This window comes from Mesorhizobium sp. M1403 (assembly GCF_040317695.1).
Classification (GTDB): domain Bacteria; phylum Pseudomonadota; class Alphaproteobacteria; order Rhizobiales; family Rhizobiaceae; genus Mesorhizobium.
This window is the reverse complement of the sequence record NZ_JAMYKY010000014.1, coordinates 116,425-142,831: the sequence shown is the minus strand read 5'-3', so window position 1 is coordinate 142,831 and position 26,407 is coordinate 116,425. Positions and strand designations below refer to the sequence as shown.

General features: G+C 62.6%; 27 protein-coding genes. 9 read left to right on the top strand and 18 right to left on the bottom strand.

Annotated features, from left to right (window positions below; translation table 11 throughout):
• Positions 1-4: 4 nt before the first annotated feature.
• Genes cimA through cysS form a run of 6 tightly spaced genes read right to left on the bottom strand, consistent with a single transcriptional unit; the run spans position 5 to position 5,400 of the window.
• Entirely contained in the window at positions 5-1,627 is a 1,623-nt protein-coding gene (cimA, locus tag NKH01_RS21890; RefSeq protein WP_353022330.1) for a citramalate synthase, read from the bottom strand.
• A complete protein-coding gene (pip, locus tag NKH01_RS21885; protein WP_353022328.1) occupies positions 1,624-2,580 on the bottom strand; it encodes a prolyl aminopeptidase in 957 nt (318 codons plus the stop codon). The genes cimA and pip overlap by 4 nt, the downstream gene beginning before the upstream one ends.
• Positions 2,577-3,053, bottom strand: coding sequence for a GFA family protein (locus NKH01_RS21880; protein WP_023719860.1), 477 nt, complete (start codon positions 3,051-3,053; stop codon positions 2,577-2,579). Before NKH01_RS21880 ends, pip begins: the two co-directional genes overlap by 4 nt.
• On the bottom strand, positions 3,050-3,541 hold the full coding sequence (locus tag NKH01_RS21875) for a GFA family protein (protein WP_353022326.1): 492 nt from the start codon (positions 3,539-3,541) through the stop codon (positions 3,050-3,052). The genes NKH01_RS21880 and NKH01_RS21875 overlap by 4 nt, the downstream gene beginning before the upstream one ends.
• A gap of 6 nt (positions 3,542-3,547) precedes the next feature.
• On the bottom strand, positions 3,548-3,934 hold the full coding sequence (locus NKH01_RS21870) for a VOC family protein (RefSeq protein ID WP_352856679.1): 387 nt from the start codon (positions 3,932-3,934) through the stop codon (positions 3,548-3,550).
• Entirely contained in the window at positions 3,931-5,400 is a 1,470-nt protein-coding gene (gene cysS, locus NKH01_RS21865; protein ID WP_023719862.1) for a cysteine--tRNA ligase, read from the bottom strand. Before cysS ends, NKH01_RS21870 begins: the two co-directional genes overlap by 4 nt.
• Before the next feature lie 419 nt (positions 5,401-5,819).
• On the opposite strand from cysS, the gene NKH01_RS21860 reads away from it, so the two are divergent.
• Positions 5,820-5,969, top strand: a complete 150-nt coding sequence (locus NKH01_RS21860) for a hypothetical protein (protein WP_023677745.1) — start codon at positions 5,820-5,822, stop codon at positions 5,967-5,969.
• Between the two features lie 57 nt (positions 5,970-6,026).
• Here NKH01_RS21860 and NKH01_RS21855 read toward each other — a convergent pair whose 3' ends face one another.
• Positions 6,027-6,788: an SOS response-associated peptidase gene (locus NKH01_RS21855; RefSeq protein ID WP_353022323.1), complete on the bottom strand. Its 762-nt coding sequence runs from the start codon at positions 6,786-6,788 to the stop codon at positions 6,027-6,029.
• Positions 6,789-6,911: 123 nt separating this feature from the next.
• Here NKH01_RS21855 and NKH01_RS21850 point away from each other — a divergent pair, with 123 nt between their 5' ends.
• From NKH01_RS21850 to NKH01_RS21835, 4 genes are all read left to right on the top strand, one after another.
• Positions 6,912-7,337 carry an NUDIX hydrolase gene (locus NKH01_RS21850; protein ID WP_352481843.1) on the top strand — a complete coding sequence of 142 codons (426 nt, stop codon included), beginning with the start codon at positions 6,912-6,914 and terminating at the stop codon, positions 7,335-7,337.
• Positions 7,338-7,385: 48 nt separating this feature from the next.
• Positions 7,386-7,763, top strand: coding sequence for a TIGR02301 family protein (locus NKH01_RS21845; protein WP_023719865.1), 378 nt, complete (start codon positions 7,386-7,388; stop codon positions 7,761-7,763).
• Positions 7,764-8,137: 374 nt separating this feature from the next.
• Entirely contained in the window at positions 8,138-8,395 is a 258-nt protein-coding gene (locus NKH01_RS21840; RefSeq protein ID WP_023677749.1) for a hypothetical protein, read from the top strand.
• A gap of 94 nt (positions 8,396-8,489) precedes the next feature.
• Positions 8,490-9,293 (top strand): hypothetical protein, encoded by an 804-nt coding sequence (locus NKH01_RS21835; RefSeq protein ID WP_023719867.1) that lies wholly within the window; start codon positions 8,490-8,492, stop codon positions 9,291-9,293.
• A 34-nt stretch (positions 9,294-9,327) separates the two neighbouring features.
• Here the strand turns inward: NKH01_RS21835 and NKH01_RS21830 are convergent, their stop codons facing one another.
• Positions 9,328-10,659 (bottom strand): dihydroorotase, encoded by a 1,332-nt coding sequence (locus tag NKH01_RS21830; RefSeq protein ID WP_353022320.1) that lies wholly within the window; start codon positions 10,657-10,659, stop codon positions 9,328-9,330.
• 83 nt (positions 10,660-10,742) lie between these two features.
• Here NKH01_RS21830 and ygfZ point away from each other — a divergent pair, with 83 nt between their 5' ends.
• From ygfZ to NKH01_RS21815, 3 genes are all read left to right on the top strand, one after another.
• Positions 10,743-11,603 carry a CAF17-like 4Fe-4S cluster assembly/insertion protein YgfZ gene (gene ygfZ / locus NKH01_RS21825; protein WP_352856238.1) on the top strand — a complete coding sequence of 287 codons (861 nt, stop codon included), beginning with the start codon at positions 10,743-10,745 and terminating at the stop codon, positions 11,601-11,603.
• On the top strand, positions 11,603-12,235 hold the full coding sequence (locus NKH01_RS21820; protein ID WP_023719870.1) for a YfbR-like 5'-deoxynucleotidase: 633 nt from the start codon (positions 11,603-11,605) through the stop codon (positions 12,233-12,235). Before ygfZ ends, NKH01_RS21820 begins: the two co-directional genes overlap by 1 nt.
• 64 nt (positions 12,236-12,299) lie before the next feature.
• Positions 12,300-14,438: a putative bifunctional diguanylate cyclase/phosphodiesterase gene (locus NKH01_RS21815; protein ID WP_353022318.1), complete on the top strand. Its 2,139-nt coding sequence runs from the start codon at positions 12,300-12,302 to the stop codon at positions 14,436-14,438.
• 91 nt (positions 14,439-14,529) lie between these two features.
• Here NKH01_RS21815 and NKH01_RS21810 read toward each other — a convergent pair whose 3' ends face one another.
• The 10 genes from NKH01_RS21810 to NKH01_RS21765 all read right to left on the bottom strand — a co-directional run bounded on the left by NKH01_RS21810 (position 14,530) and on the right by NKH01_RS21765 (position 25,148).
• Positions 14,530-14,754 (bottom strand): DUF3303 domain-containing protein, encoded by a 225-nt coding sequence (locus NKH01_RS21810; protein ID WP_502912670.1) that lies wholly within the window; start codon positions 14,752-14,754, stop codon positions 14,530-14,532.
• Between the two features lie 69 nt (positions 14,755-14,823).
• A complete protein-coding gene (locus tag NKH01_RS21805; RefSeq protein WP_023719872.1) occupies positions 14,824-16,287 on the bottom strand; it encodes a RimK family ATP-grasp domain-containing protein in 1,464 nt (487 codons plus the stop codon).
• Positions 16,284-17,390 carry a peptidase C39 family protein gene (locus NKH01_RS21800; RefSeq protein ID WP_352856232.1) on the bottom strand — a complete coding sequence of 369 codons (1,107 nt, stop codon included), beginning with the start codon at positions 17,388-17,390 and terminating at the stop codon, positions 16,284-16,286. The genes NKH01_RS21805 and NKH01_RS21800 overlap by 4 nt, the downstream gene beginning before the upstream one ends.
• A 208-nt stretch (positions 17,391-17,598) precedes the next feature.
• Positions 17,599-18,393, bottom strand: a complete 795-nt coding sequence (locus tag NKH01_RS21795; RefSeq protein ID WP_353022316.1) for an anti-sigma factor family protein — start codon at positions 18,391-18,393, stop codon at positions 17,599-17,601.
• The gene (locus tag NKH01_RS21790; RefSeq protein WP_352856230.1) at positions 18,390-18,908 is read right to left on the bottom strand and encodes a sigma-70 family RNA polymerase sigma factor; all 519 of its coding nucleotides are present in this window, start codon (positions 18,906-18,908) and stop codon (positions 18,390-18,392) included. Before NKH01_RS21790 ends, NKH01_RS21795 begins: the two co-directional genes overlap by 4 nt.
• 153 nt (positions 18,909-19,061) lie before the next feature.
• Entirely contained in the window at positions 19,062-21,785 is a 2,724-nt protein-coding gene (locus NKH01_RS21785; RefSeq protein WP_353022314.1) for a DUF2339 domain-containing protein, read from the bottom strand.
• An 84-nt stretch (positions 21,786-21,869) separates the two neighbouring features.
• Positions 21,870-22,046: a PaaI family thioesterase gene (locus NKH01_RS21780; protein WP_023719877.1), complete on the bottom strand. Its 177-nt coding sequence runs from the start codon at positions 22,044-22,046 to the stop codon at positions 21,870-21,872.
• 52 nt (positions 22,047-22,098) lie between these two features.
• Entirely contained in the window at positions 22,099-22,875 is a 777-nt protein-coding gene (gene recO / locus NKH01_RS21775; protein WP_023719878.1) for a DNA repair protein RecO, read from the bottom strand.
• Positions 22,876-22,992: 117 nt separating this feature from the next.
• A complete protein-coding gene (locus tag NKH01_RS21770; RefSeq protein WP_353022311.1) occupies positions 22,993-24,081 on the bottom strand; it encodes a porin in 1,089 nt (362 codons plus the stop codon).
• 362 nt (positions 24,082-24,443) lie between these two features.
• Positions 24,444-25,148, bottom strand: coding sequence for an antitoxin Xre/MbcA/ParS-like domain-containing protein (locus tag NKH01_RS21765; RefSeq protein WP_352494848.1), 705 nt, complete (start codon positions 25,146-25,148; stop codon positions 24,444-24,446).
• A 349-nt stretch (positions 25,149-25,497) separates the two neighbouring features.
• On the opposite strand from NKH01_RS21765, the gene NKH01_RS21760 reads away from it, so the two are divergent.
• Positions 25,498-26,301 (top strand): CPBP family intramembrane glutamic endopeptidase, encoded by an 804-nt coding sequence (locus tag NKH01_RS21760; RefSeq protein ID WP_352481856.1) that lies wholly within the window; start codon positions 25,498-25,500, stop codon positions 26,299-26,301.
• Positions 26,302-26,407: the final 106 nt, after the last annotated feature.

Below are 26,407 nucleotides of genomic sequence, written 5' to 3'. Positions count from 1 at the left end.
CTCCTCACTCCGCCGCGATCAGCCCGGCCATGTCGCGGTTCTTCATCAGCTTGTAGACGATCGAATCCATCAGCGCCTGGAACGAAGCATCGATGATGTTTTCGGAGACGCCGACCGTCCACCAGCGCGCACCGGTGCCGTCATGCGATTCGATCAGCACGCGGGTGATCGCCTCGGTGCCGCCATTGAGGATACGCACCTTGAAGTCGGCCAGCTCGAGATCGGCGATCTCGCTCTGGAATTTGCCGAGATCCTTGCGCAGCGCAATGTCGAGCGCGTTGACTGGGCCATGGCCTTCGGCGACCGACATCTTCTCCTCGCCCTCGACCAGCACTTTCACAATCGCCTCCGAGACCGTCTTCAGCTGGCCGTTGGCGTCGAAGCGGCGCTCGACCATGCAGCGGAATGAAGTGACGCGGAAGAATTCCGGCAGGCCATGCAGCATCTTGCGCGCCAGAAGCTCGAAGCTGGCGTCGGCGCCTTCGTAAGCGTAGCCCTCCGCCTCACGCTCCTTGACCACAGCGATCAGCGCGTCGAGGCGATGGTCGTCCCGGGGCATGTCGATGCCGCGCCGTTTCAGCTCGGCCATGAAATTCGCCTTGCCGCCTTGGTCCGAAACCATGACGCGGCGGCGGTTGCCGACAGTCTCTGGCGGCACATGCTCGTAGGTCGCCGGCTCCTTGGCCAGCGCCGAGGCATGGATGCCGGCCTTGGTAGCGAATGCGGAGGCGCCGACATAGGGGGCCTGCGCTTCCGGCGCACGGTTCAGCAACTCGTCGAAGGCGCGGGACAAGCGCGATATACCGGTCAACGCCTCCGCTGAAATGCCTGTTGCAAAGCGGCCGGCAAAGGCAGGCTTCAACGACAATGTCGGCACGATCGAGATCAGATTGGCGTTGCCGCAGCGCTCGCCTATGCCATTCAGCGTGCCCTGGATATGGCGCACGCCGGCCTCCACGGCGGCAAGCGAATTCGCCACCGCCTGGCCGGTGTCGTCATGGGCGTGGATGCCGAGATGGTCGCCCGGTATGCCGGCCGCGATCACCTTTTCGACGATGGCGCGCACCTCGGAGGGCTGCGTGCCGCCATTGGTGTCGCATAGAACCACCCAGCGCGCGCCGGCATCGTAGGCCGTCCTGGCGCAGGCCAGCGCATAATCGGGGTTGGCCTTGAAGCCATCGAAGAAATGCTCGCAGTCGACCATCGCCTCCTTGCCGGCACTGAGCGCCGCCTCGACCGAGGCCTTGATCGCCTCGAGGTTCTCCTCATTGGTGCAGCCGAGCGCGACGCGGACATGGTAGTCCCAGCTCTTGGCGACGAAGCAGATGGCATCCGACTTCGACTGGACCAGCGCGGTGAGGCCGGGGTCGTTCGAGGCCGACACTCCTGCCCGCTTGGTCATGCCGAAGGCGACGAACTTGGCATCGGCCGTGCGACGCTCGGCGAAAAAGGCGGTGTCGGTTGGATTGGCGCCAGGGTAACCGCCCTCGACGTAGTCGATGCCGAACTCGTCGAGCAGCTTGGCGATGGCGATCTTGTCCTCGACGGAAAAGTCGATACCCGGCGTCTGCTGACCATCGCGCAGCGTCGTGTCGAACAGATAAAGGCGCTCGCGAGCCATCGTCATTTCCCGGCAAACATGTCCGTTGCGCGGATCAGCCTGTCGAGGATGCCCGGCTCCGAATAGGCGTGGCCGGCACCTTCGATCAGATGGAAATCCGCTTTCGGCCACGCCTTGTGCAGCGCCCAGGCATAGCGCGCCGGGCACGGCATGTCGTAGCGGCCGTGAACGATGCTACCCGGTATATCCTTAAGCTTCCATGCATCACGCAGCAGCTGTCCCTCTTCCAGCCAGCCGGCATGGACGAAATAGTGGTTCTCGATGCGGGCGAAGGCCAGGGCATAATCATCCTGGCCGAAGGGACCGCTGGTTTCCGGTTCCGGCAGCAAAGTGATCGTCTCGCCCTCCCACAGGCTCCAGGCGCGAGCGGCCTCGACCTGCGCCACAGGATCGCTACCGACCAGCCGTTTGCGGTAGGCGGCCATCATGTCGCCGCGCTCAGCCTCCGGAATGGGCGCCAAAAACCGCTCCCATTTGTCGGGGAACATCTCCGAGACGCCGAACTGGTAGTACCATTCGAGTTCGGCGCGGGTCAGCGTGTAGATGCCGCGCACGACCAGTTCGCTGACCCGCTCGGGGTGTGTCTCGGCATAGGCCAGCGCCAGCGTCGAACCCCACGAGCCGCCGAACACCAGCCATTTGTCGAAGCCGCACATGTCGCGCAGCCGCTCTATGTCGGCGACCAGATGCCAGGTGGTGTTGGCTTCGAGCGAGGCATTGGGCGTCGATTTTCCACAGCCACGCTGGTCGAACAGGATGACATCGTACAGCGTCGGATCGAACAGCCGCCGGTGCTTTGGCGAAATGGTGCCGCCCGGTCCGCCATGCAGGAATACCGCCGGCTTGGCACCGCGGGTGCCGGAGCGCTCCCAATAGACCTGATGGCCATCGCCAACGTCTAGCATGCCGGACTCGAAAGCCTCGATCTCGGGATAGAGGGTGCGGAATTCGCTGCTCATAGTTTCAGGCCCTGGTGCGGCCAGTTGGCCGTCTCGTGATCGGGATGCTGGAAGGAGATGATTGACTCCTGTCGCGCGTAGAAATCCGGATCGTCGTGGATTGGCGCGTCGAAGATCGTCTCCACCCAAGGCAGCCTGGCGGCGTAGTTGACCTGGATCTGCGGCGCCAGATCGGAACGGTCGTCGAAGGCGCCGATGGCGATCTCGAGCGCGCCGGGCTGGCGGTAGGTCAGCGGCGTGCCGCAGCGGGCGCAGAAGCCGCGATCGATGTTGACCGACGACTGAAAGTAACTCGGCTCCTCGCGCAGCCATTCGACGCCGTCGCTCGGCACTGTCACAAGCGCGCCGAAAAACGAGCCGAACTGTTTCTGGCACATGCGGCAATGACAGATCGAGGGGCGGCCGAGCGCGCCGTGGATGCGGAAGCGCACGGCGCCGCACTGGCAGCCGCCGGTACGAACGGTTTCGGTCATGATCTTTCCTCCGGCGGCCATTGTTCGGTGTCATGGTCGGGATGTTGGTAGGAGACGAGGTCGGCGAGATAGGAGGCAGACGAGACGTCGGCCATCGTTTCCTCACCGGGCAATTCGTGGACATGATCCACATAGGGGAGCTTGGCTTCGACACCCCATTGGATCGTCGGCGCGATCTCCTCGGGGTGGTCGAATGCGGCGATGGCGAGCGCCACGCCGTCGGTCGCTTCGAAGGTCAGCGGCGTGCCGCATTCGGCGCAGAAACCGCGCAACGCCGCATTGGACGAGCGTAAGCGTTTGGGCTCGCCGCGCGTCCAGTCGAGTCCTGCGCCGCGCACCGAGACCAGCGGCAGGTAAAAATTGCCGCTCGCCTTCTGGCACATGCGGCAATGGCAGACGGAGGCATCGCCGAGCGCGCCTTCGACGCGGAAGCGCACTGCGCCGCACTGGCAGCCGCCCGTATACACCGGTCTGTTGTCAAGGCTCATCGCATTTTACTCCGGAGCATGGCAGACCGCCTCGACATTGTTGCCGTCGGGATCGAAGACGAAGGCGCCATAATAGTTCGGATGATAGTGCGGGCGCAGGCCCGGCCCGCCATTGTCCTTGCCGCCGGCGGCGATTGCCGCCGCGTGAAAGGCATCGACCTCGGCACGGCTGCGCGCCGTGAAAGCGACGTGTTGATGATCCTTCGGCTTGTCCTTGCCGGCATGCAGCCAAAACACTGGCCGGTCGCGGCCGTAGCCGCCGACCTTGGCGCCGCCGGTATATTCCTGCGGCACCATGTAGAGCAGCGAGGCACCAAGCGGCGCCATCGCCCTGTCGTAAAAAGCTTTCGACACGTCGAAATCCAAAACGGTGATGCCGAGATGATCGATCATCTTTTTACCTCCCAGGTGGTGATGCGTTCGCCGGTGACAGGGTCCTTGCCGTCCTTCAACTGGATGCCTTGCGCCAGCAACTCGTCGCGGATGCGGTCGGCCTCGGCCCAGTTCTTGGCGGCGATCAGCGCGAGGCGTTTGGCGATCGCTTTGGCAATGGCGTCTTCATCCACCTTGGCTGTTGCGACGTCGAAGCCGAGGAACAGCAGCGATGCCTTCAGCAAAGTGGCAGCATCGTTGTCTTCGGCGGCTGCGTTGCTGCTACCAGCGTCGAAATCAACAGCATCGCCAGCCAACTGGGTCAGCAACTGGAATGCGGGATAGGTGGCGAGGTCATCCGACAGCACTTCGATCACATCCGCCGGCACCGATTTTGCCGTTGGCGGCGCCAGATCGGCCGCTCGCTTCCATTTGCGCAGCGTATTCTCCGCCTCTTCCAGCTTGCGTACGGAAAAGTCGATCGGCTCGCGATAATGCGTCATCAGCATCGCCAGCCTGAGCACCTCGCCCGGCCATTTGCGGCCGCCAAAAGTCTCCGTCTCCAGCAGTTCGGTGATCGAATAGAAATTGCCCAGGCTCTTGGACATCTTCTGGCCCTCGACCTGCAGGAAACCGTTGTGCATCCACACCTTGGCCATCGTTTCGGTGCCGTGGGCGCAACGTGACTGGGCGATCTCGTTCTCGTGGTGTGGAAAGATCAGGTCGAGACCACCGCCATGGATGTCGAACACCTCGCCGAGATAGGCGGCCGACATCGCCGAGCACTCGATGTGCCAGCCCGGCCGACCCCTGCCCCACGGACTCTCCCAGCCCGGTTCCTCGGGCGAAGACAATTTCCACAGCACGAAATCCTGCGGGTTCTTCTTGTGCGCATCGACGGCGACGCGGGCGCCTGCCTGCTGCTCGTCGAGATTGCGCTTCGACAACTGTCCGTAGTCCGGCATGGAAGCGGTGTCGAACAGGACTTCTCCAGCCGCGACATAGGCATGGCCGCGTTCGATCAAGCGTTGAATCAAGAGGATCATGTCGACCTTGCCGTCGGGCCTAGGCTCGACGAACTCGGTGGCGCGCGGCTCGACCGTCGGTTCCAGGCAACCGAGCGCCGCCACGTCCTTGTGGAACTGATCGGCGGTCTTTTCGGTGACCCGCCTGATCGCTTCGTTCAGCGACAGCTTGCCCAAGGCAATCTCGCCGCCGAAATCGCGCAGCGCGCGAGCGTTGATCTTGTCGTCGACGTCGGTGATGTTGCGGACGTAAGTGACATGCGCTTGCCCGTAGAGATGGCGCAGCAAACGGAACAGCACGTCGAAGACGATCACCGGCCGCGCATTGCCGATATGGGCGAAGTCGTAGACCGTCGGGCCGCAGACATACATGCGCACGTTGCGCGGATCGATCGGGAAGAAATCCTCCTTGCTCCGCGTTAGCGTGTTGTAGAGGCGCAGGCTCTTCGATGCGTCAGACATACGTGCGTTCCGGTGCGTTACTTTGTTTGAGCATGATCTTTTGGGATCGTGCTCTGGATGGAGTCGGTCACGCCGAGGCGCAAAATCGAGCTCCAGCCTGCTGGCCGGGGCGTTTGTCCAATCTGGGAGGAGATGAGGCGAAAACGTCCAGGACCAGCGCGAGGCTAGTCGATAATGCAAATGCCACAAATGGCGAAAGACGTTTTCATGGCCGGCTTTATCGCCTTGCCCGGTGTTGCCGTCAAGTCGCTACCTTCGCCAAAAATATCGTTGGCTCACAGGAAATGAGCCACTGAAACATTTTATTAAACAGATCGGCACTGTCATGAAACATTCGCCGGCTAGATCAGCAAGCGTCACGATTTGGTCGGATTCGGCCAGCAAACGCAGACACGAAGACGTTACCAGGGAAGAGAATAATGCCTAAGCAAGAATCCAACCGCGCCAAGCAACCGGCGCTCGCCAGCCATTACCGGGCGATCGGCCCGGCAGCAATCGTCGCAGCTCTTCTGCACACCGCGAAGAAGAAGAAGCCGGCACAGAAGATCGTGTCGCCACGCGCTGCCTGAGAATGCCGTCGGGTGAAGATTGAGGCGCTCACGGTGTCCTGGAAATAGTAGCTTTCGCTAAAATAATGTCATTTGACTGTCGTTCGCGCCGGACTTCTGGCGCTTGACCTTCTCGGGCTCAGGCTCGACGACGCCCTTCTCCTGAATCTCCGGCCCGGTATTGGCGACCTTGTTGACGAGGTCGGAAACCGGGATCGCTTCGAAGAAATCGGGCCGGGTGGGTCTCAGCAGATCGGCCACATCACGCGGCTCGAGCGTGCGGCAATCCAGCCAGCGCGCGAAATCCTCGGGATGGATCACCACCGGCATGCAGTCGTGGATATGGGCAGTATCGGCATTGGCGTGGGCGGTCAGAATGGCGCCGGTGTCCATTTCCGAGCCACCCGGCTCGGCATACGTCTCAATCAGCCCGGCGAAGGCGACAAGCCCTCCATGCTTTGGCCGCACCCAATAGGGCTGCCCTCTTCTGCCAGCGGTTTGGTGCCATTCGTAGAATCCCGAAGCCGGTACCAGGGCGCGGCGATGGCGCATGGCAGCGCGAAACGACGGCTTTTCCGAAGCCCCCTCAGAACGCGCGTTGAACAGCAGCGGGAAGTTACGCGTATCCTTGACCCAGGCCGGGATCAGGCCCCAGCGCACCAGCATCGAGCGGCGGTCGGGCAGGTTCGAGCCCGGCGCCTGCGGCAATCCGGCGAGCGCCATCAGCACCGGCTGCGTCGGCGCGATATTGTAGCGGGGCGGAAACTCCTCCAACTCCGCCAGACCGAGAAGGGCGGCGGTCTGGTCCGGAGTGGCGGTCAAGGCAAAGCGTCCGCACATGAATTCAGCTCTCGAATGGGTGACATGTGAAAGTGACCATGGAACCTGCCTTTCGCAACCGCTAAAGCTGTTCGCCGACGGCCGGTCCACAACGGGCTATGCCAATCGAGCGATCGGGAACCCATGGAAGCACGTAAGATCATTCCGGCAGTCTCGGTCTGCGTCGTGCGCGAGAACACGGTGCTGCTGGTCAAGCGGGCCAGACCGCCCTCGCAGGGCCTTTATGCCTTTCCCGGTGGCAAGGTCGAAGCCGGCGAGACGCTGGAACAGGCAGCAAGGCGCGAATTGCTGGAAGAGACCGGATTGCAGGCGCGCAACTACCGGCCGCTGCGGGAAATCCACATCGACGGCAGCGGCGACGGGCATCCGGTCGACTACCGGCTGACGGTGTTTGGGGCCAACTATGCCGGCGGCGAGGCGGTGGCCAGTGACGACGCCGAAACCGCCGCCTTCTATACACTGGCCGAAATGACAGCGATGCAGCTTGCCGATGCAGTGTTTGATATCGCCGACGACCTGCTGGCCACCAGCAAGGGCGGCGCGAACTGAGCTTGAGAATCGCCTTGCAGGCAACAAATTGTTTCAGCACAAGGGCTCATGAACCGCACATCACCGTTTCTCGCCGCCTGCCTCGCCGTTAGTGTGGTTGTCGGCTTGCGTCCTGCCATTGCCGCCGAGGCGCCGTTCGAGCCCGGGCTGTTGCGGCTGGCGGAGGTGCTCGGCTCGTTGCATTTCCTGCGCAATCTATGCGGCGAGAAGGGCGACCGGTGGCGGGCCGAGATGGAAAAACTGATCGCATCAGAAAATCCGAACCCTGAGCGGCGCGCCCGCTTCATCGCCAGCTTCAACCGCGGCTACCGATCCTTCGGCGGCAGTTATACGCAATGCACCGCCTCGGCGACGGAAGCCATCAGCCGCTACATGAAGGAAGGCGAGACGCTGTCTCGCGACATCGCCTCGCGCTACGGGAACTGACGGCGGCAGCTGCCGTTCCGGCAAAGCGGAATCAAGCGTCGGCGCTGTTGGCGGCGGACGCGTTCGACACTTCTCCGCTTGCCTCGGGTGAGGTCTTGGTGCAAACCTGATGTTGCACTTTTGCAACTATGTTAACGAAACGTTAGCGCGCAGATGTGAAATTAACTCAAACTGAAGGTTTCCGTCCCCTTGGCCGGCCTAATCGGCTAAGTTTGAAACGGATCGGACGCAGGTTTGCTTAATGCGACGGGTTTTGTAGAAAACGACCAAAAAAATGTCGCATTTACAAGTACTTACTTCGCCTGCGTGTAAAAGGGACAACTCAAGCTTGATCCCTATCCAACGGATCACCGCTTGAAAGGGTGGACATCGCAATGGAACATGGCGTCAACGACATCGACGCGCTGGTCAGGGAAGAAAAGCGCCTGACCGCCGTGGAAAGCCACAGCGAAGCCTGGGCGGAAGGATTGTCGGCGGGGATCGAGCCGGAAATCATCGCCGAGGCAGCCCTCGAAACGGCATTCGGCGAGATGCTGCGAACCAATGGCGAGACCTCGGCGCTTGCCCTGCTCGATCGCATGCGCGAAAAGGTGATTGCCGGGGCCTTCGAGCCCGAAAGGCTGCGGCACTGACCCCGGTTCTTTGACGACGGCGTCGCCGGACATCATGTCCGGGCACATCATGTCCGGGCACATGAGTGGGCCTGGAACCAGGGAGTAGCAGGCGGTGAATTTTTCGATATCAGGCAAGCCGCGCGGCCTGGTCCTCAGCATTTGGCTTATCGCCTCCTGCGCCACGATTCCCCTTGCACTGTTTCTTGCGAGCAGTCCCGCTCACGCCCTCAGCGAGATCAAGCGCGAAGACCTGCCTTCGCCGGTCACGCCGCCGCCCGACGGCGACATGTCGCCGCCCGGAAGTACCGTGCCGATGCCCGGCCCGCTCGGCACGACGCCACCTGCAGCCAGCCAGCCGACTCCGTCCGACGAGCCAAGGCAAACCGAACCGAAAGGGCCAGCGGACGACGGCGGCATGGCCAATCCGCATGTCGATCCGGACGCGCCTGTGCCCGAAGTCGTTTACGACCTTGCCAAGTTGCCGGAACCGGTCAGGCGCATGCACGATCTGATCGTCGAGGCGTGCAAAAGCGGCGACATCGAAAGACTGCGGCCGCTGATCGGCACGGGCGACATGATGACCCAATTGTCGCTGGGCGACATGGAGGGCGACCCGATCGCCTTCCTGAAAGGGCTTTCGGGCGACACGGAAGGCCAGGAAATCCTCGCCATCCTGGAAGAGGTGCTCAATGCCGGCTATGTCCATGTCGATGCAGGCACGCCGCAGGATCTCTACGTCTGGCCGTATTTTTTCGCCCTGCCGTTGGACAAGCTCGATGCCAGGCAGCGGGTCGAGTTATTCAAGATCGTCACTGCCAGCGACTATGACAACATGAAGCAGTTCGGCGCCTACATCTTCTACCGCGTCGGCATCACGCCGACCGGGCAATGGACGTTCTTCGTCGCTGGGGATTGAGTGGTCAGGCCTGGCCCTTATTGAGGCAGGGAGCTTAGCCCGCCAACGCCTCGGAAAACTCCACCGCCCTGCCTTGGCCTGGCGTGGCAATCTCGCCTTCCCACATCACGCGCCGGCCCCGAACGATAGTGCCGACCGGCCAGCCGGTCACCTGCCTGCCGTCATAAGGCGTCCAACCGGCCTTGGAGCCTTGCTGGGCGTTGGCGATGATCTCGCGGCGCTTCAGGTCGACGATGGTCAGATCGGCATCGTAGCCGGCGGCAATACGGCCTTTCCTGGCGATGCCGAAAATGCGCTGTGGGCCATGGCTGGTCAGGTCGACAAAGCGCTGCAACGTCAGCCGGCCGGCGTTGACATGATCCAGCATGATCGGCACCAAAGTCTGCACGCCGGTCATGCCTGACGGCGACGCCGGATAAGGTTTTGCCTTCTCGGCCAGCGTGTGCGGCGCATGGTCGGAGCCGAGGACATCGACAACGCCTTGCGCAATGCCCTGCCAGACCCCCTCGCGATGGCGCGCGGCGCGCACCGGCGGGTTCATCTGGATCAGCGTGCCTAACTGCGCATAGTCATCTGCGCTCAGCGTCAGATGATGCGGCGTCGCCTCGCAAGTCGCGACATCCTTGTGCTGTTCGAGGAAGCCTATCTCTTCGGCGGTCGAGATGTGCAGCACATGGATCCGGGCACGGACCTGGCGCGCGATGCGCACCAGGCGCTCGGTGCAGCGCAATGCGGCGATCTCGTCGCGCCACACCGGATGTGAGGACGGATCGCCCTCGATGCGCTCGCCGAGCCGCTCGCGCAGCCGGAACTCGTCCTCGGAGTGAAAGGCGGCGCGGCGGCGTGTGTTCCTCAGGATCGAGGCAACGCCTTCGTCGTCCTCGACCAGCAGGTCGCCGGTGGACGAGCCCATGAACACTTTTATGCCGGCCGCACCCGGCAGCCGCTCGAGATCGCCAGCGTCTTTTGCATTGTCGCGGGTCCCGCCGACCCAGAAGGCAAAGTCGCAATGCATGCGGCCGGTGGCACGCCGCACCTTGTCGGCAAGAGTCGCCTCGCTGGTGGTCAGCGGATTGGTGTTCGGCATCTCGAAGACGGCGGTGACGCCGCCAAGCACCGCTGCCCGCGAGCCCGTCTCCAAATCTTCCTTGTGCTCCAGTCCCGGCTCGCGGAAATGCACCTGGCTATCGACGACGCCCGGCAGGATATGCAGTCCGCGGCAGTCGATTGTCTCGCCGGCCGACGCCTGGCGGAGATCGCCGATGGCAGCGACGCGCCCACCATTGATGCCGACGTCGCGAAAACCCTCGCCGTCGTGGTTGACCACGGTGCCGCCTGTCAGGATGAGATCGTAGATGGGGGCCATGCGGATCAGGTCTCTTGCGGGGGAAGTGCCAGCGGCTTACGTAATGGCCGACAGTTTTGCAAGATCAGGCTCGTTTTCCCACCATGCCCTTTGCGTCGCTCAGAGATCGCGCACTCGTTTCCGTGTCCGGACCGGATGCCGAGCACTTTTTGCAAAACATCCTGACTACCGACCTCGACGTGCTCGGCAGCAGCGAAGCAAAACCCGGCGCCCTGCTGACGCCGCAAGGCAAGATCCTTTTCGACTTCCTGATCTCGCGCGCCGGCGAAAATGCTTTCCGCCTCGAATGCCGTGCCGAGACCGCTGACGATTTCATGCGCCGGCTGACGCTCTACAAGTTGCGCGCCAAAGTCGAAATTGCCCAGCTGGATCAGCCGGTTGTGACCGTCCTATGGGAAAGCGATTCAACTGCCTCGCAAGTTGAATCAGCACCGTTTGCGGATGCACGGTTCGTCGATACTATCGTTAAGCGCTTCTACGATGGCACTGCCGAAGGAGGCGACCTTGCCGCATGGCAAGCCTTTCGCATCGCCCATGGCATTGCTGAAAGCGGCAGCGACTATGAGCTCGGCGATGCGTTTCCGCATGACGTGCTGCTCGACGAGATCGGCGGCGTCGGCTTCAAGAAGGGCTGCTATGTCGGCCAGGAGGTTGTCTCGCGCATGCAGCATCGCGGCACTGCCAGACGCCGGGTGTTGATCGTCTCGGCCGAACGCTCCCTGCCCGCCTCGGGCGCAGAGTTGACCGTGGAGGGGCGGCCGGTCGGCACGCTTGGCTCGACCGCCGGCACGACAGGCCTCGCCATTGCCCGCATCGACCGGGTCAAGGCAGCGTTCGACGCCGGCCTGCCGATCCTGGCTGACGATGTCGCCGTGTCGCTCACCATCCCGCCCTGGGCGAAATTCAGCTTTCCGCAGGAAGCCGTCGGCGCGGAGGAGGCCTGATGGCGGCCGATCGCGCCGGGGCGCCGCCGCGCGCCTGGCAGCGCATGCTGTCCGGGCGACGGCTCGATCTCCTCGACCCCTCGCCGCTCGACATCGAGATCTCGGATATCGCTCACGGCCTTGCCCGCGTCGCGCGCTGGAACGGCCAGACCAGAGGCGAGCACGCCTTTTCGGTCGCCCAGCATTCGCTGCTCGTCGAAACGCTTGTCGGCGAGCTGATGCCGGATGCCGACGCCGATGCGCGGTTGGCGGCGCTGCTGCACGACGCGCCGGAATATGTCATCGGCGACATGATCTCGCCGTTCAAGTCCGTGATGGGCGGCAGCTACAGGGACTGCGAGATCAGGCTGCAGCGCGCCATCCATCTGCGCTTTTCGCTGCCAGCGGAACTCGACGCGGGACTGCGCAAGGAGATCAAGCGAGCGGATCAGATCGCCGCTTATTTCGAAGCGACGCTGCTTGCGGGTTTTTCAACGGCAGAGGCGACGGAGTTCTTCGGCCGGCCGCGCGGCTTCAATGCCGAGCGCTTCGATGTCACGCCGCGCTCGGTGACCTGGGCGCAGAATGCCTTTCTCAAACGGTTTGCGGCGATCGAGAAGTCGCGACGGCAGACTGCCGTTCCAGCCGGCTGAAAACGGTAAATTAACCGGCAAGGACAAGAGTGCCGTGGTTAACCACGGTCCATAGGCGCGCTACATGCCCGTTGCCGGTATCAAGGCAGGTTCGTCCGTCCGCCGACGACGGGTCAAAGGCGTTGGTCTGCCGCAACGGATTGAAGACGAACTGCGCGAACAGAACGAGCGTTTTTCGGCAGCGGTCGAGAACATGTCGCATGGCCTGTGCATGTTCGATGCCGATGAACGGATGATCATCTGCAATAGGAACTACATCAGTATCTTTCGCCTCGACGCCGATGTGGTACGGCCCGGCATCCGGTTTTTCGACATCCTCCAGCACAGCGTGGACATCGGCATCGCCTCGCAAAGCGCTGAGCAACTCTATGCCATTCGCAAGCCCTATATCGACCAGGCAAAACCTTCCACCTATGAGGAAACGCTTGCAGACGGGCGTATCGTCAACATTTCGCACCGGCCGCTGGCGTCGGGCGGTTGGGTATCGATCTACGAGGATATCACCGAGCAACGGCGCGCCGAGCAGGAGTTGAAGGAGCAGCACCGCCGTTTCGACGCGGCACTTGCCAACATGTCGCAAGGACTTTTGATGTACGACGCGGACGGCAAGCTGATCGTGCGCAACGAACGTTTTCTGGAACTTTACCATGTCAGGCCGGCCGACCTCCCGCTTGGCATGAGCCACCGTGATGCCTTTAAGCGGCTGCTGGAACTGGGCATTTACACAAAGCTCGACCCCGACAGCGAAATTTCGCAAATCGAAGCCTGCCTGCGGGCGGGCAAAACACACGTAACGCATCGCCATCTTGCCGATGGCAGAACGCTGCTGGTTGCACGCCGGCCGATGAGCGGCGGCGGCTGGGTCGCGACATTCGACGACGTGACCGAGCGCAGGCGCGTGGAAGAGCGCATGACCCACCTTGCGCATCACGACACACTGACCAACCTGCCCAATCGCTCGATGCTTCGCGAACGGCTCGACCAAGCCCTTAGCGAGACGAAAGACGGATCGCTGGCGATATTCTCGCTCGACCTCGATCACTTCAAGGCGGTCAACGATACTTGGGGCCACCCTTCCGGCGACTGGCTGCTGAAATGCGTGGCCGAACGGCTGCAACGGTGCCTGCGCAATGAAACGGACGTTGTCGCTCGCTTCGGCGGCGACGAATTCGTCATAATCCAGTTCAATCTCAAAAGCCCGGGCGATGCGGAAAAACTGGCCAAACGCATCGTCGAGATCATCGGAAAGCCGTTTCGCGACAAGCGACACGACATGCGCGTCGGCATCAGTGTTGGCATCGCGCTGTTTCCGAATGACGGCAAGGACACCGACACTTTGCTGAAAAACGCCGATATGGCGCTCTATCGGGCAAAGAGCGAAGGGCGCAACCTCTACCGTTTCTTCGAACCAGCCATGGATGCGATGGTGCGCGCGCGCCGGGCGCTCGAAATCGATCTCAGGGCGGCGCTGTCGCGCCGGGAATTCGAGCTGGATTTCCAGCCGATCATGAACATCGCCTCCGGCGAAATCGTCGGTGCCGAAGCCTTGATGCGCTGGCGTTCGCCAGTGCGCGGCCTGGTGCGTCCGGACGACTTCATTCCGGCCGCCGAGGAGACCGGGCTGATCGTGCCGCTTGGAGAATGGGCGCTGCGGAAAGCCTGCACGACCGCGGCAGGCTGGGCGCCTTTGCGCATCGCAGTCAATGTCTCCGCCGTGCAGATCAAAAGCGGCACCTTTGCCCGCAGCATCATCTCGGCGCTGGCGTTCTCGGGCGTGCCGGCCAACCGGCTTGAACTGGAAATCACCGAAACGGTGCTGATGGACGAGAGCGATCTGGTGCTCAAGACACTGAGGCAGCTGCGCGATCTGGGTGTGCGCATAGCGCTGGACGATTTCGGCACCGGCTATTCCTCGCTCGGCTACCTCAGGCGCTTTCCCGTCGACAAGATCAAGATCGATCGCTCTTTCACCCGTGACATCGACAGTCGCGATACCGCGGCGATCGTGCGCACCATCATCGGGCTTGGCGCACAGCTGGGCATCACCGTCACCGCCGAGGGTGTCGAGACCGAAGCGCAGCTTGAATTCCTGCAAAAGGAGGGCTGCGTCGAGGCCCAGGGCTATTTGATCGGCGTGCCATCGAAAGCGTCGGACATCAACCGGCTGCTGAAGTCGAACGCGACGATCAGGCAATCCGGCTAAGTGCGACAGCCGGGCGAGCCAGTCATCGGCTCAGCCTGGACATCTGCTATCAATACAATGTCTGGATATACCTCGTCGAAGCGCGCGCAGGTCAGAGATGTCCGCTCAACGCCTCCACCATATCCTTGTTCGTCGCCACGGGAACGATCTCGAATTCGACCAGATCCGCCCATTCGATGACCCACCGCTGCAGGAGTGTGACGTCATCGGCCTCCACCAGCAGGAAGCAGCGGCTCATATCCGCTGCGATCCAGCTGTGGTGCACGAGCAGCGCGTCCGGCTTCAGGCGGCCCTGGTCGCGGAAACGGCGGTAGATCTCCTTACGGTCGCAGCCGCGAAAATCCTCGGTACGAAGAACAGCATCTTTTTCCCCTCAATTCGGATGTCATCGGCCCGGCCGGTCCAATCGCTCCAGGAACCACTGCGTCAGCCGCACCCAGACCTCGTCTTTTTCGCCGGAGTCTTCCCAGCCGTGGTCGAGGTTGGGGTTATCGTTGACCTCGATGACGAAGACGCCGTCCCTGGTCTCCTTGAGGTCGACCCCGTAGAGGCCGTCGCCGATGCAGCGCGCCGCGCTCACCGCCGTCTCGACGACATGGGCCGGCGCTTCCTTCAGGGTGAAGGTCTTGATGCCGCCCTGGTCGGGCTTGCCGTTGGCCTTATGATTGACGATCTGCCAATGCTTCTTGGCCATCAGATAATGGACGGCAAACAAGGGTTGGCCGCCGAGGACACCGACGCGCCAATCATATTCCGTCGGAATGAATTTTTGCGCGATCAGGAGGTCGGAATCCTCCAGCCATTCGGTTGCGAGCGTCTTTAACTCTTCGAAGGTGCCGCATTTCTTGACGCCGCGCGAAAACGAGGAGTCCGGGATCTTCAGCACCAGGGGGAAGCCCAGCGTCTGCGCCGCAACTTCCAGATCCGAGATGCCGGCTATCATCACCGTCGGCGGCACCGGTACCTTGTTGTAGGTCATCAGCTCGTTGAGATAGACCTTGTTGGTGCAGCGGATCATCGACAGCGGATCGTCGATGACCGGCATGCCTTCCTGCTGGGCGCGGCGGGCAAAGCGGTAGGTGTGGTTGGAGATCGAGGTGGTCTCGCGGATGAACAGCGCGTCGTAATTGGCAAGTTTGGCCAGATCGCGCTTGGTGATCGGCTCGATTTCGACGCCCATCTTTTCAGCGATCTTGGCCCAGTGGCGCAGCGACGAAATCTCCGACGGCGGCAGTTCCTCATGCGGATCGACCAGCGTGGCGAAAGTGTAGCGCGCCGGCGTGCGGCCCTTGGTGTCGCGCCACTCGCGGTTGGTGTAGGTCTCCAGGCACTGGAGAAAGTGCGTTTCCTCGTCCTCGGTCATCCTGGCCAGGGGATGGAAGCCGATCTTGCGGATCGAGGCCCATTCGGCGCTGTCCCTGATGTGGACCTCGAGCGCCGGGGCACGAAACCAGTCGAACAGCAGCTTGGCAAAGCGGTCCCAGATCCTGGACGGTCCTATGCCGAAGAAGATGCAGACCTTCTGCGGGAAAGCGCCGCCCAAATCCTTGCGGCACTTGTTGAGTGCGAGTTCGAGTTCCGGCAACGCGTGCTCATAGAGCTTGCGCTCCGACAGGTCGATCATCGTTTCGACCGTCGGGATGACCTTATGGCCGCGCGAACCGGCGAGCAGCGAGGCGTAATAGCCGCGGCTCTGGTAGCCGTAATTGTTCGACAGGTTGATGACCTTCGGCCGCTGCCCGCGAAACAGTGCCGGATGGGCAAGGTAGTCGCGATTGGTGATGATCTTGTGCGGCGTCGCCACTTGGTCGAGATCGTTCTGCCGGCCGGTAAGGATGACCCAGGTCATTGGCTGTCGCGCTTTCCGAGAGTGATGGCGGCGCGCAATCCGTCGCGGCCGAATTGCGCCATGTTCATGAAGATGCCGTAAGGCACGGGAATGTTGGCAGCATCGAGGATCGTCTCCTGCCGCTCGTCCTCGACCCAGGGGTCGTGGATCAGGATATGATCGCCGTCGTCACCGATGGCCAACACCCAGTGCGGAACCTTTTTGCCGAACATCAGGAAGCCGCTGATCAGGACCAGTACCAGTTTTCCCTCTGCGATCGCGGTGCGAATGTCGTCAAGCCCGAATGAACGGTAATTCACCGGGATGCCGTAAAGTTCCGCGCGGCGGCGAAAGTCGACCTGCGCCAGCTCCATCACCCGGCGCTTGTCTTCGCTGCGCACCGACTGCAGGAAAAGCGCGCCATAGAAGGACACATAGATCTCAGCAGCAAGCCCGCTCTCATAGCCGGCGACGGCCAGCCCGAACGGCTCGCAGCCGCCGGGGCCGGACATCATGAAAACGGTGGTCGCCTCACGCCACAGCCGGATTTCCATCACCGGGTCCGGCACGAAGCCGGGGCCGAAGTAAGCCATCGCCATCATCAGGCAGCATGGTCCGCAAGTGAATTCGCAAGTCTGCTGATAAAACGGCACTTCGGTGGCGACCGGAATGTCGCCACGCAAGGTCTTTTCATAGCGCAGCGCCGTGGCGCCATCCTCGTAATAGTCCGGTTCGCGGCCGATCTTGCGGTAGCCGCTCCGCTCGTAGATCTGGATCGCGCGCGGGTTGTCCTCGCGGACTTCCAAACGAAGCATCATGCGGCCGTGCTCGAAAGCAGCGGCCTCGGCCTCTTCCAGCAGAAGGCGGCCAACGCCACGGCCGCCGAAAAATGGACCGACGGCGATCGAATAGAGCCGCGCGACGCCGCTGCCCTTGCGAAACAGCACGACTGCATAGCCGGCGACGCGGCCATCGCTTTCGCCAACCAGCAGTTCGGCGGTGTCGCGTTCGATCAGTTGGCGAAAGGAACGGCGAGAAATGCGGTCGCTCGAGAAAACAGCTTTTTCGATGGCGGCGAGGTCATCGACGTCGGACGCGCGGGCCTTGCGAATCTCGGCAGGCATGCGGGCTCAGAAAACCTCGATTGGGTTGTGGAAACGACCCTAGTCTAAACATCGGTCACACCAGCCGAAGTGCCAGCATTAAGCAAGCGCTATCGCACCTCGATTAGGGCCGAATTGTGACAGTTTTGACGGCAGGCAGGTCGCGCAAAGGCTTTGAGCGACCTCCGTGTTTCGGCATCGGCGCGGCTCCGGAAAAATGAGATCCTGCTCAGCTTTGCAAGGCCGCCAGAAGCTGGCCATAGGCGCTCTTGGCCACCGCGGCCAGCCGCTCGCGCGGCAGCGAGCCGACGACGGCGCAGCCATAACCCTTGTCCAGCCAGTAGACAGCCGCAGGACCATCTTCTTCCGACCCATAGGTGCCCTTGGCCTTGGCACCCGATTCGGCGGTGACGAAGAGCGAAATGCGCGCGCCCTTGTCGTCCTCGTAAAGCAGCATCGCGGCCTTGCCCTGGCCGGCAGGCAGCAGCCGGCCACCGACCAGTTGGAATCCCTGCGCTGCCAGATCCGGCGCGACGAGCTTCAAACCCACCTGGTTCGACAACCAGCTCTGCAAATGATCCTTGTCGCTTGCCGGCACTTCCACCGCATGCCGCTTTTCGGCGGCATAGATGACGTGGGCGGCGATCGCTTCTTCGGCAAGCTGGTCCTCGGCCGTATTTTCCAGGCCGAGGCCGCCGATGCCGGCAAGATAGCCGCCAGCACCGCCAATCACCAGCATGGCGGCAGCGGCGACCGCAAGCCACCAACGCGAGCGCGACGGCGCCGCTCTGACCACCGACGCCTCGCCAAGCACCACCTTGTTCAGCCGCACCGGTACGGGTTCGTCCAGCACGCCGTTAAAGGCTGCGCGCAATGCTGCCCGGTCGGCGGCGTAGCGTGCACTCTTGGCCTTCATCTCGGCATTGGCCTCGAGCCATGCCTCATAGGCCGTTCGCTCGTCGCCCGGCAACTCGCCATCGAGAGCCATGTGGATGTCGCGTTCGGAGAAATCGCGCCGGCTCATTTCTCGACGATCCTTATCGAGCGGCGGCGCGCGGTATCATCCAGCAGCGCTCGCAGTTCCTCACGCCCGCGCGCGATGCGCGACATCAAAGTGCCGGCGGGGACTCCAAGGATGTTGGCTGCTTCGGCATAGGAAAACCCTTCGATGGCGACCATCACAAGTGCCGCGCGCCGGTCCGGGCTGATCGCCTGCAGCGCGTCGACGATCTCGCGCGAGGCGATGCTCTCGACCTGCTCGGCGGGTGCTGCCTGCGCCTCGCTCGCCTCGAGCCGCAGCATCGCCGCCTCGCCGCGCCGGTTCACCTTGCGCATCTGGTCGATGAACAAATGATGCATGATCGTAAACAGCCACCTCCTGGGGCTTTCTCCTGTCTGCCAATTGTCGAGCCGCACAAGCGCCCGCTCGAGACAATCCTGGACGAGATCGTCGGCGGAATCGCGGTCGCGCAACAGCGAGCGTGCATAGCGGCGCAAACGCGGTATTTCACCAAGGATTGCTGCCTTCTTTTCGTCCATGACCGCTGGTTCTGGAGCCCCTGTCCGTGGTGATTGAACGCGCCTTTGCGGCGCGGCGCAAGCGGCCAGCGCGAAGCGGTCCGCCGCCCCGGTCACCCAAGCAACTGAATAACGCTGCCGATGCCAGCTTTATTCCCGGCCAAATTGAAATCGTCAGCTATTGCTCGTCTCGAGCTTTTCTTTCGCCGCCCTAGTCAGCAGCCGCTGATAAAACAAGCCGATGCCGATGAGCACCGCGCCGAGGCCGATGAAGGACAGCGCCCGCAACACGCCTTCCAGCTCCGACATATCGAAGACGAAGACCTTGAGCACGGCGACCGCGATCAGCGCCGCAGACGCTATGCGCAGCACCTGCGACTTCAGCCAGACACCGGCGGTGAGCAGCACCACGCCGATGGCCAACCAGAGCGCCGAATAGGTATAGGTCTCGACCTGGCCGAGGCCGCTCCACAGGCCGATGAACTCGCCCTTGAACAGCCTCCTGACCGACAGCGTGGCATAGACGAAGGCGAGCACCGCCGCCACAACCGCAAGCATGGCCGCATACCATTTCGGCCGCTTGTCGCGGGTATAGAGCGCCAGTGCGCCTGTCGCGACTGCCGGCAACAGATAGGCGAGGAACAGAAGGTTGAACACCGGAATGCCGCCGGTCGATTCATCCGTCAGCAGCGGGTTCAGCACCACAAAATGCCGGATGACGATGAAGGCGACCGAGAGCACCCCGGCAGCCATCGAGCCGTAACGCAGCACAGAGCTTGGCGAGCGCATGTCGATGGCGACCAGGATTGCACCGGCGCCGATGGCGATCAGCGTATAAATCGCCTGTTCGGCAAGTGTCATCGAGCCGCTGTCGATGACGCCACCATGCATGGCATGACGCACCAGCATGGCAACGGCGAGCAGAGCAAACAGCGCGGCGCCGGCCTCCATGGCGAGGCGCGGCCGGCCATTGGTTGTGCGGGCGAGTTGCCAGGCGGCAAAGCCGAAGGCGAGCGCCGGCACGCCATATCCGAGCAGCAGCCAGTTGAACACGGGTGTTTTCGACAGGAACTCGGCACCGACGATGGTCGGGTCGAAGGCGGCACGGCCGAGCACTGCGATCACCGCACCGACCGAAATCCAGCCAAGCACCGGATAGCTACGCCAGCGCGTCGCCAGTGCCGGCACAACGGCGGCTGCTCCGAGCAGGACGGTTGTCCAGCCGGAGCCAAAGGCCATGTGCAGCATCAGCAGGCCGGCGATCGCCGCGCCGGCGAGCGCGAAGGAGACGGCAGCGCCGCCGGTCAGCGGCGGCGCTTCGCCGCGCGCTATCCATTCGCCGCCGGCGACGAAGATCCCGACCAAAACGGCCGCTGCGGCCGCATAAGCAAGGTCACGGTCGAGATTGCCGAAGGTGAACCAGAGCGCCAGCAGGATGACCAGTGGCGCGACAGCGCTCCAGGCCGCCCATGTGGCGGCGCGCAGCCAGCCAGGAGCCGCAAAACGGCGCGCTGCCCAAAAGCCGGCGCCGATGAAGACCAGGCCCAGCGCGATGCCGATCCTGAGCATCAAGGCATCAGACGCCACAACCGGCACGCCATCGACACCGAGAGCGCCGCCCGAAAAATCGGCGGCGACCGTGGTCGGCGGAATGATGCCGAGATAGACCAGCACCGTCGCCAGCCCGGCGGCGTGCAGCAGTGCAAGCGCTCGCGGCCGGTAGAGCGCTATCGCCACCAGGGCTACGATAAGGGCTGCTCCCTGCAAGGCATCGCCGGCGGCGGCAAAGACCGGATCGACGAACAGGGCCAGCGCTGAAAGAGCGACGAAGAACCCCGGCGCGATCGACGGCCAGTCGAAGCCGGTGTCGGCGACCGCTTCGCTGCGACGGCCAAGCCAGACGAAGGCGAGCACGGCCAGTGTCACCGCGTCGATAAAGAGGATGACGGAAAGGTTCGTCCCCGGCGCTTCGGTCATGTAGAAGATGGTCCAGATGCCCGTGGCGACGAAGGCTGCGGCCATCAAGAGCCTCCAGTCGCGGATACGGGCAATGACGCCGGTGGCGGCGAGCACGATCGCCAGATAGCCAAACAGCGCCCACGGATTGGGCGCCTGCGAGGCGACGAGTAGCGGCGTCACCATGGCGCCGAGCAGGCCGACGCCGGCCAGCGCCTGACCGTGGACCAGGCTTGCCGCGATCGTCGCCACCCCGATGGCGCCGAGCAGCGTGAAAGCGAGCGCCGGGCCGATGAAACCGTAAATGCTGTACGCGGCGTAGACGGTGCCGAACAGGATGAAAGCGCCGGCCGCCGTCAGGATCGCCGGGATATAGGCACCGGCGGCACCTTGCACCGGGACCTTGAAGCCGGTGCGCCGGATGAACTCGCCGCCGCCGACCAGCGCCAGCCCAAGTGCCGCCGCCATGAAAAGCCGCACGCCTGGCCCGAAAATGCCGGCCTCGATCGTGTAGCGGATCAGGAACAGGCCGCCCAGCGCCAGCGCGATGCCGCCGACCCAGACCGCCCAGCGGGTACCGAGCGCCGTTTCGACGTCGGATTGGCGGGCGGCTTTCGCCGCTGCCGCCGGTTGCGCCGGCTCCGGTGCGGACGGCGCCGCGGTATCGGCTTCTGCCTCTGCAGCTGATGCGACCGCTGCGGTCTCGGCCCCTGGCGATGCGGCCATGTCGGCTGCCGCCGCCGGCGGGATTGCGCCATCCGCCGGTTTGCTGTCGTTTGCAGCCGGTTCCTTGGCTTGCGGCGGCAGGACAGGCGCGCCCGAAAGCACGAGGCTGCGCAACGCGCCAAGCTCGCGCTCGATCAGGCCGATACGGCTCTGCTGGCGTGAAATGATGACGAACAGCGCGATGATGGCGACGAGGCCAATCAGGCTTTCAAACATGGCGGTTCCCCCAAACCAGGCCAGTCGTCACTGACATTCAATGTTCAGTGACATTCAAATGCGGCGGCCAGACGGCCGGTCCATTCAACGTGCCGCCAGATTGGCCGCCGGAAAGATCGAGCACGTTTCGGTGCCGAAAGCCAGCAGCTTGCCGTTGGCATCCTTCAGCGCCGCTTCCGAAACCGCCAGCGTGCGGCCCTTGTGCACCACTTTGCCCTCGCACACCACCTCGCCGGTCCCTGGTGTGATCGGCCGCGTCAAATAATGTCGAGGCCAAGCGGCGAAACCCGGCCGGGGTAGAGTTCCACTTCGCTCACCTGATGGCTTCGCCGACGGCGGTTTCCCCGGCGATTGCCTTGCCGCCCGCATAATGCTTGCGCAAGGCGGCGAGGAAGCCGGCGCGGGCGCCGGGTGGTTCGATACCGCGCGGCTCGTAGACATGGCGGGTCAAAAAGAAGCCGGTCAGCCGGAAGGCGTCGTCGATCGCCGCCGGATCGGCGCGTAGGCCCGAACCGCGCTGCAGGAAGGCAGGCAGCGCCAGCATCTTGTCGCGCCACGGCGCGCCCGCCGCCCGCGACACGGCGCGGCCGGATTTCGGCGAGACGTAGGCAAGGTCCTGCCTGGTGCCGGTCGCCGCACACTGGCTGAGATCGAGGCCGAAACCGAGTTCGTCGAGAACCAGCAGCTCGAAGCGGGCCACCAGCTCGCCGGCGGCATCGGCATCGTCGAGATGGGCGATCATGACCGCGAGCGTCTCATAGAGACCGCGATGGGCATCGCGCTCGGGCAGAAGACGCAAATGCGCGGCCATTGTCTGCAAGCCGTAAACGGCAACGGCGCTGTCCATCAGCCGGGCGGCGTTCATTTCGATGGCCTCGGCCTGGAAGGTGCCGAGATGTTCGTCGAGCCGCGCCCGCCACAACAGGTCGACGCGGTTGCCGGGCTGCAAGACCGGCTGCTGCTTGCGCGAACGGCCGCCGCGCACGAGACCGAGATGGCGGCCATGCGCACGTGTCATCACCTCGAGAATGGCGCTGGTTTCGCCATGCTTGCGGGTGCCGAGAATGATTCCCTCGTCGCGCCATTCCATGACCAGAGCTTGTCACCGGTTCGATGGCGAAATCAAGATGAGCGACTTATCCGCCGCCAAACCAAAACGGCCCGTAGCGTATCGCTACGGGCCGTTTTTGCGAGATCGTCGTTTTGATCAGAACGAGCGCTGGAAGCGGAAGATGCCGCCGATTGCGTCGGCATCGTCGGCATCGAAATTGTCGTAATAATCGACTTCGGCGGTGATCGTGTAACCAGGAACGATGGTGTAGGCGACGTTGGCCGCAACGGCGAAGTCTTTGTCGTCGGTATAGGAGACCTGGGCGTTCAAAGAGGTCTTCTTGTTGACGGCATAGCTGCCGCCGCCCCAGACGGCAAAGTTGCCAGTCCACGGCTTGTAGAAGTTCTTTGTGACGTTGTCGTCGCTGCCGTAGCCCGCCATCACGAACAGGGTCAGGTCAGTAATCGGCTTGACGTCGAGGCGAGCTTTGCCGGCCCATTCTTCCGACGTGCTGTTATAGGCGCCGACGGCGGTGATCGCACCCCAGTCACCCTTGTATTTCACGCCGCCGACGACAAACGGAACGTAGCTGTCGATCGACTGGTCAGCGCCGGAGCCTGTTTCGACCGAGGCGACTGCCGTAAAGCCGTTACCGCCGTCGAAATAGTAACTGATCAGGTTGGTGTCCTTGGTGCCGTACGGGATGATGGTGTCCTGGACGACGTTGCCGGCGTAGCCGATGAACGAATCATAGACAGTTTCATCCTTGCCGACGCGGAAACCTCCAAGCTGGATCCAGGCGAAGTTCAGGGTAACCGCCTTGTTGTCCTGCACGCTGAAATCAACACCGCTCACGGTGTGTTTGGTATTGCCGAAGTTGAAACGGGTCTCGGTGTAGGTCTTCAACGTGCCGAGCTCGGTTTCCTGGCCGGTCCACGTCTTCAAATTGAAGCGGGCATTCTTGTTCCAGGTCTGCTGTTCGTCACCGTCCATAAGGTCGTGTGTCGTCGTGCCGTCGAAAACGCGGCCACCGTCACCGAAGCTGGCGTCGTAACGGACATAGCCGCCGATCCGCAGGCAGGTCTCGGTGCCGGGAATGTAAAAGTAGCCGGCGCCGTAGACGTCGCAAATCTTGACGTATTCGGCGGGTTCCGGCTCGGCGACCACAACAGCGTCGGCGGCGTGCGCGCCGGAGACCGCGACGAATGCCGCGGCTGAGCCGAGAAGAAGGCTCTTGATATTCATTTTCTGACCTCTCCAGTCAAAGTTAAAAATGGCTTTGAATCCGTGGTTGAACGGCTGAACGCCTCACCCACGTCGAAAAAGGCGCGCACCGCACCCCCTCTTCAGGCGGCGAACATACTCATCCGCATTCCAGTCTCAATGACGATTCCAAAAATAATCAATGTTTGCATAACAGAAGAAATCCATGTTGCACAAATATCACTTCATATTTTCTTCACGTTTGCTCCCGGCACAAACGAGACATTGTCACAATTGTACGAAACTATACTTATTCCATTAGCCGGCAAACCGGTCATAGTCCGGTTAATATTCCTTTTACGTGTTATTTTTTGGGAATAGACTTCTAACGTTGGCGGCGAAAATCAAGCCAACTTCGCCATCGCTGCGTTCTGTGCGGCAAGAACGACTTCCGCCACCAGATCCTGTTTGAGCATTTCAATGGGAATACGTCCGGCAAGGCCGGGCGCGGGGCCGACCAGCCACGACCAGGCACGCCGCGGATCGGGCATCGCGGATAACACTTCGTTGATACCCGGAGCCGGCCTGCCGTCGACGAACTGCGCCAGAGGAAATACATGTTTGCGGCCACCGGTGCGCAACGCAACGACCGTGCCGCTCCGCTGCCAGCGATGCAGGGTCGAGCGCGATATGCCGAGATTTTCCTGCAGGAAGGTCGACCCGGCGACCCGACCGGCCCAGTCCTCGACCCGCATCGCGTCGAGGTCGCCCGTTCCGGCCAGGGGTTGGATGTCTGCCCCTTGGCCTTCGTGCGCCGTCGACAGAGGCGTCCGGGTACGGCGTTCCGTCGCTTCGGCCGCCAATATCCGCACGAACCGCGACGCCATGCCGGGCAATCTTTCCTGCATGGTGTCGATCGCCCTGATGTCGGTCGGCGCAAGCAGGGCGACGGCGGCGGCAACGGCCCCGGCGACCCTGCCCGCTGCGACGACCGCATCGCTGTTCGTCACCTTGCCTTGCCGCGCCAGCACGCGCTCGATCTCAACAGCGACGGCGTTTGCAAACTCGATCTGACGGATGGGGTCGATGCGATTCCAAGTCCCGGTCATGTCCTAATCTGGCTGTTTGCCCGCCTGTTCCGGTTTGCTCGGAAGCGGGTCTTTCGCACAGCCTATAGGCAGGGTGTATGACGGAGAGACGACAAACGGGAACCACGCACGGTCGCAGTGTCGGCAGGTGCTCCAGCCGATCTAACTGACCGATTTTGCATGAAATATCGGAAATTTCTCAGAACCCGCTCAGGATTTCGGGTCGCGCCGGTGCCAATAAGAAACGGGTCGACCGACGTGGTCCAAGCATAGCCTTCCCGGAATGATTCGGCCGGCTGTTCAAGATGCAAGTCGACCGATTGGGCAGCCCGGCGACCTCTCATTGTGATCTGCCCGTGAGAGGACCGACATGACTTCTTTCCTGCACCTGGTGCGACAGCATCAGTTGGCTGCCTTCTTTTCGTTGGCGCTTGCCCTGAGCTGGTTTGCCTTCATCCCGTTCTACCTGTCGAATGGCGATACCATTCCCTGGTTTACCTTCGGCCCGATGGTCTCCGGATTCGTTGTCGCAGCCCTTTCCGGAGGCTGGGCTTCGGTCAAGGCCATTCTCGCTTCCGTGGTGAAGTGGCGGGTATCTCCGCTGTGGTATCTGGTGGCATTCGGCCTGCCATTCGGCACGCAGCTTGCCTCGATCCTGGTCAATCCGCTGTTCGGCTCGGCGACGCCGGTCTGGAGCAACATTCCTGCTGTCACTGAGATACTGCCGATCATCGCGCTGTATGCGGTCTTCAGCGGCCCGCTTGGCGAAGAGCCGGGATGGCGCGGCTTTGCGACACCGCGTCTGCTAGCCAGCCATTCGGCGCTGGCCGGAAGCCTGATCCTCGGCGCGATCTGGGCAATCTGGCATTTTCCGCTCGGCCTGGTCGGCGATCTCAGCGTCTACGGCACGATCAACGTCGTGCTGGCGGCAGTGGTGTTCACCTGGCTCTATCAGAACACCGGCAGTGTGCTTCTCGCCATTCTCATGCATGTCACTCATCAGAACAGCGTACGCTTCCTGGGCAAGGTGTTCATCGACGCCGACTATGTCCAGCAGCAATGGATCGGTGTTGCGATCTGGGCGGTGGCTGCGATCGCCATCGTTGCCCTCTACGGCACCGAGAGCTTCGTCCGCAGGTCGGCAACGCAGCCCGCCCTCGCTGGCACCGTCTAATTTGCGGCGCGCAAATCCAAAGCGCCGCTTTCGGCGGCGACAGACCTTGACCCAGCCCTCCAGCCGTAGGCCAATACAGGCACGGCTTCAGGGAGCGGGCCGTTTC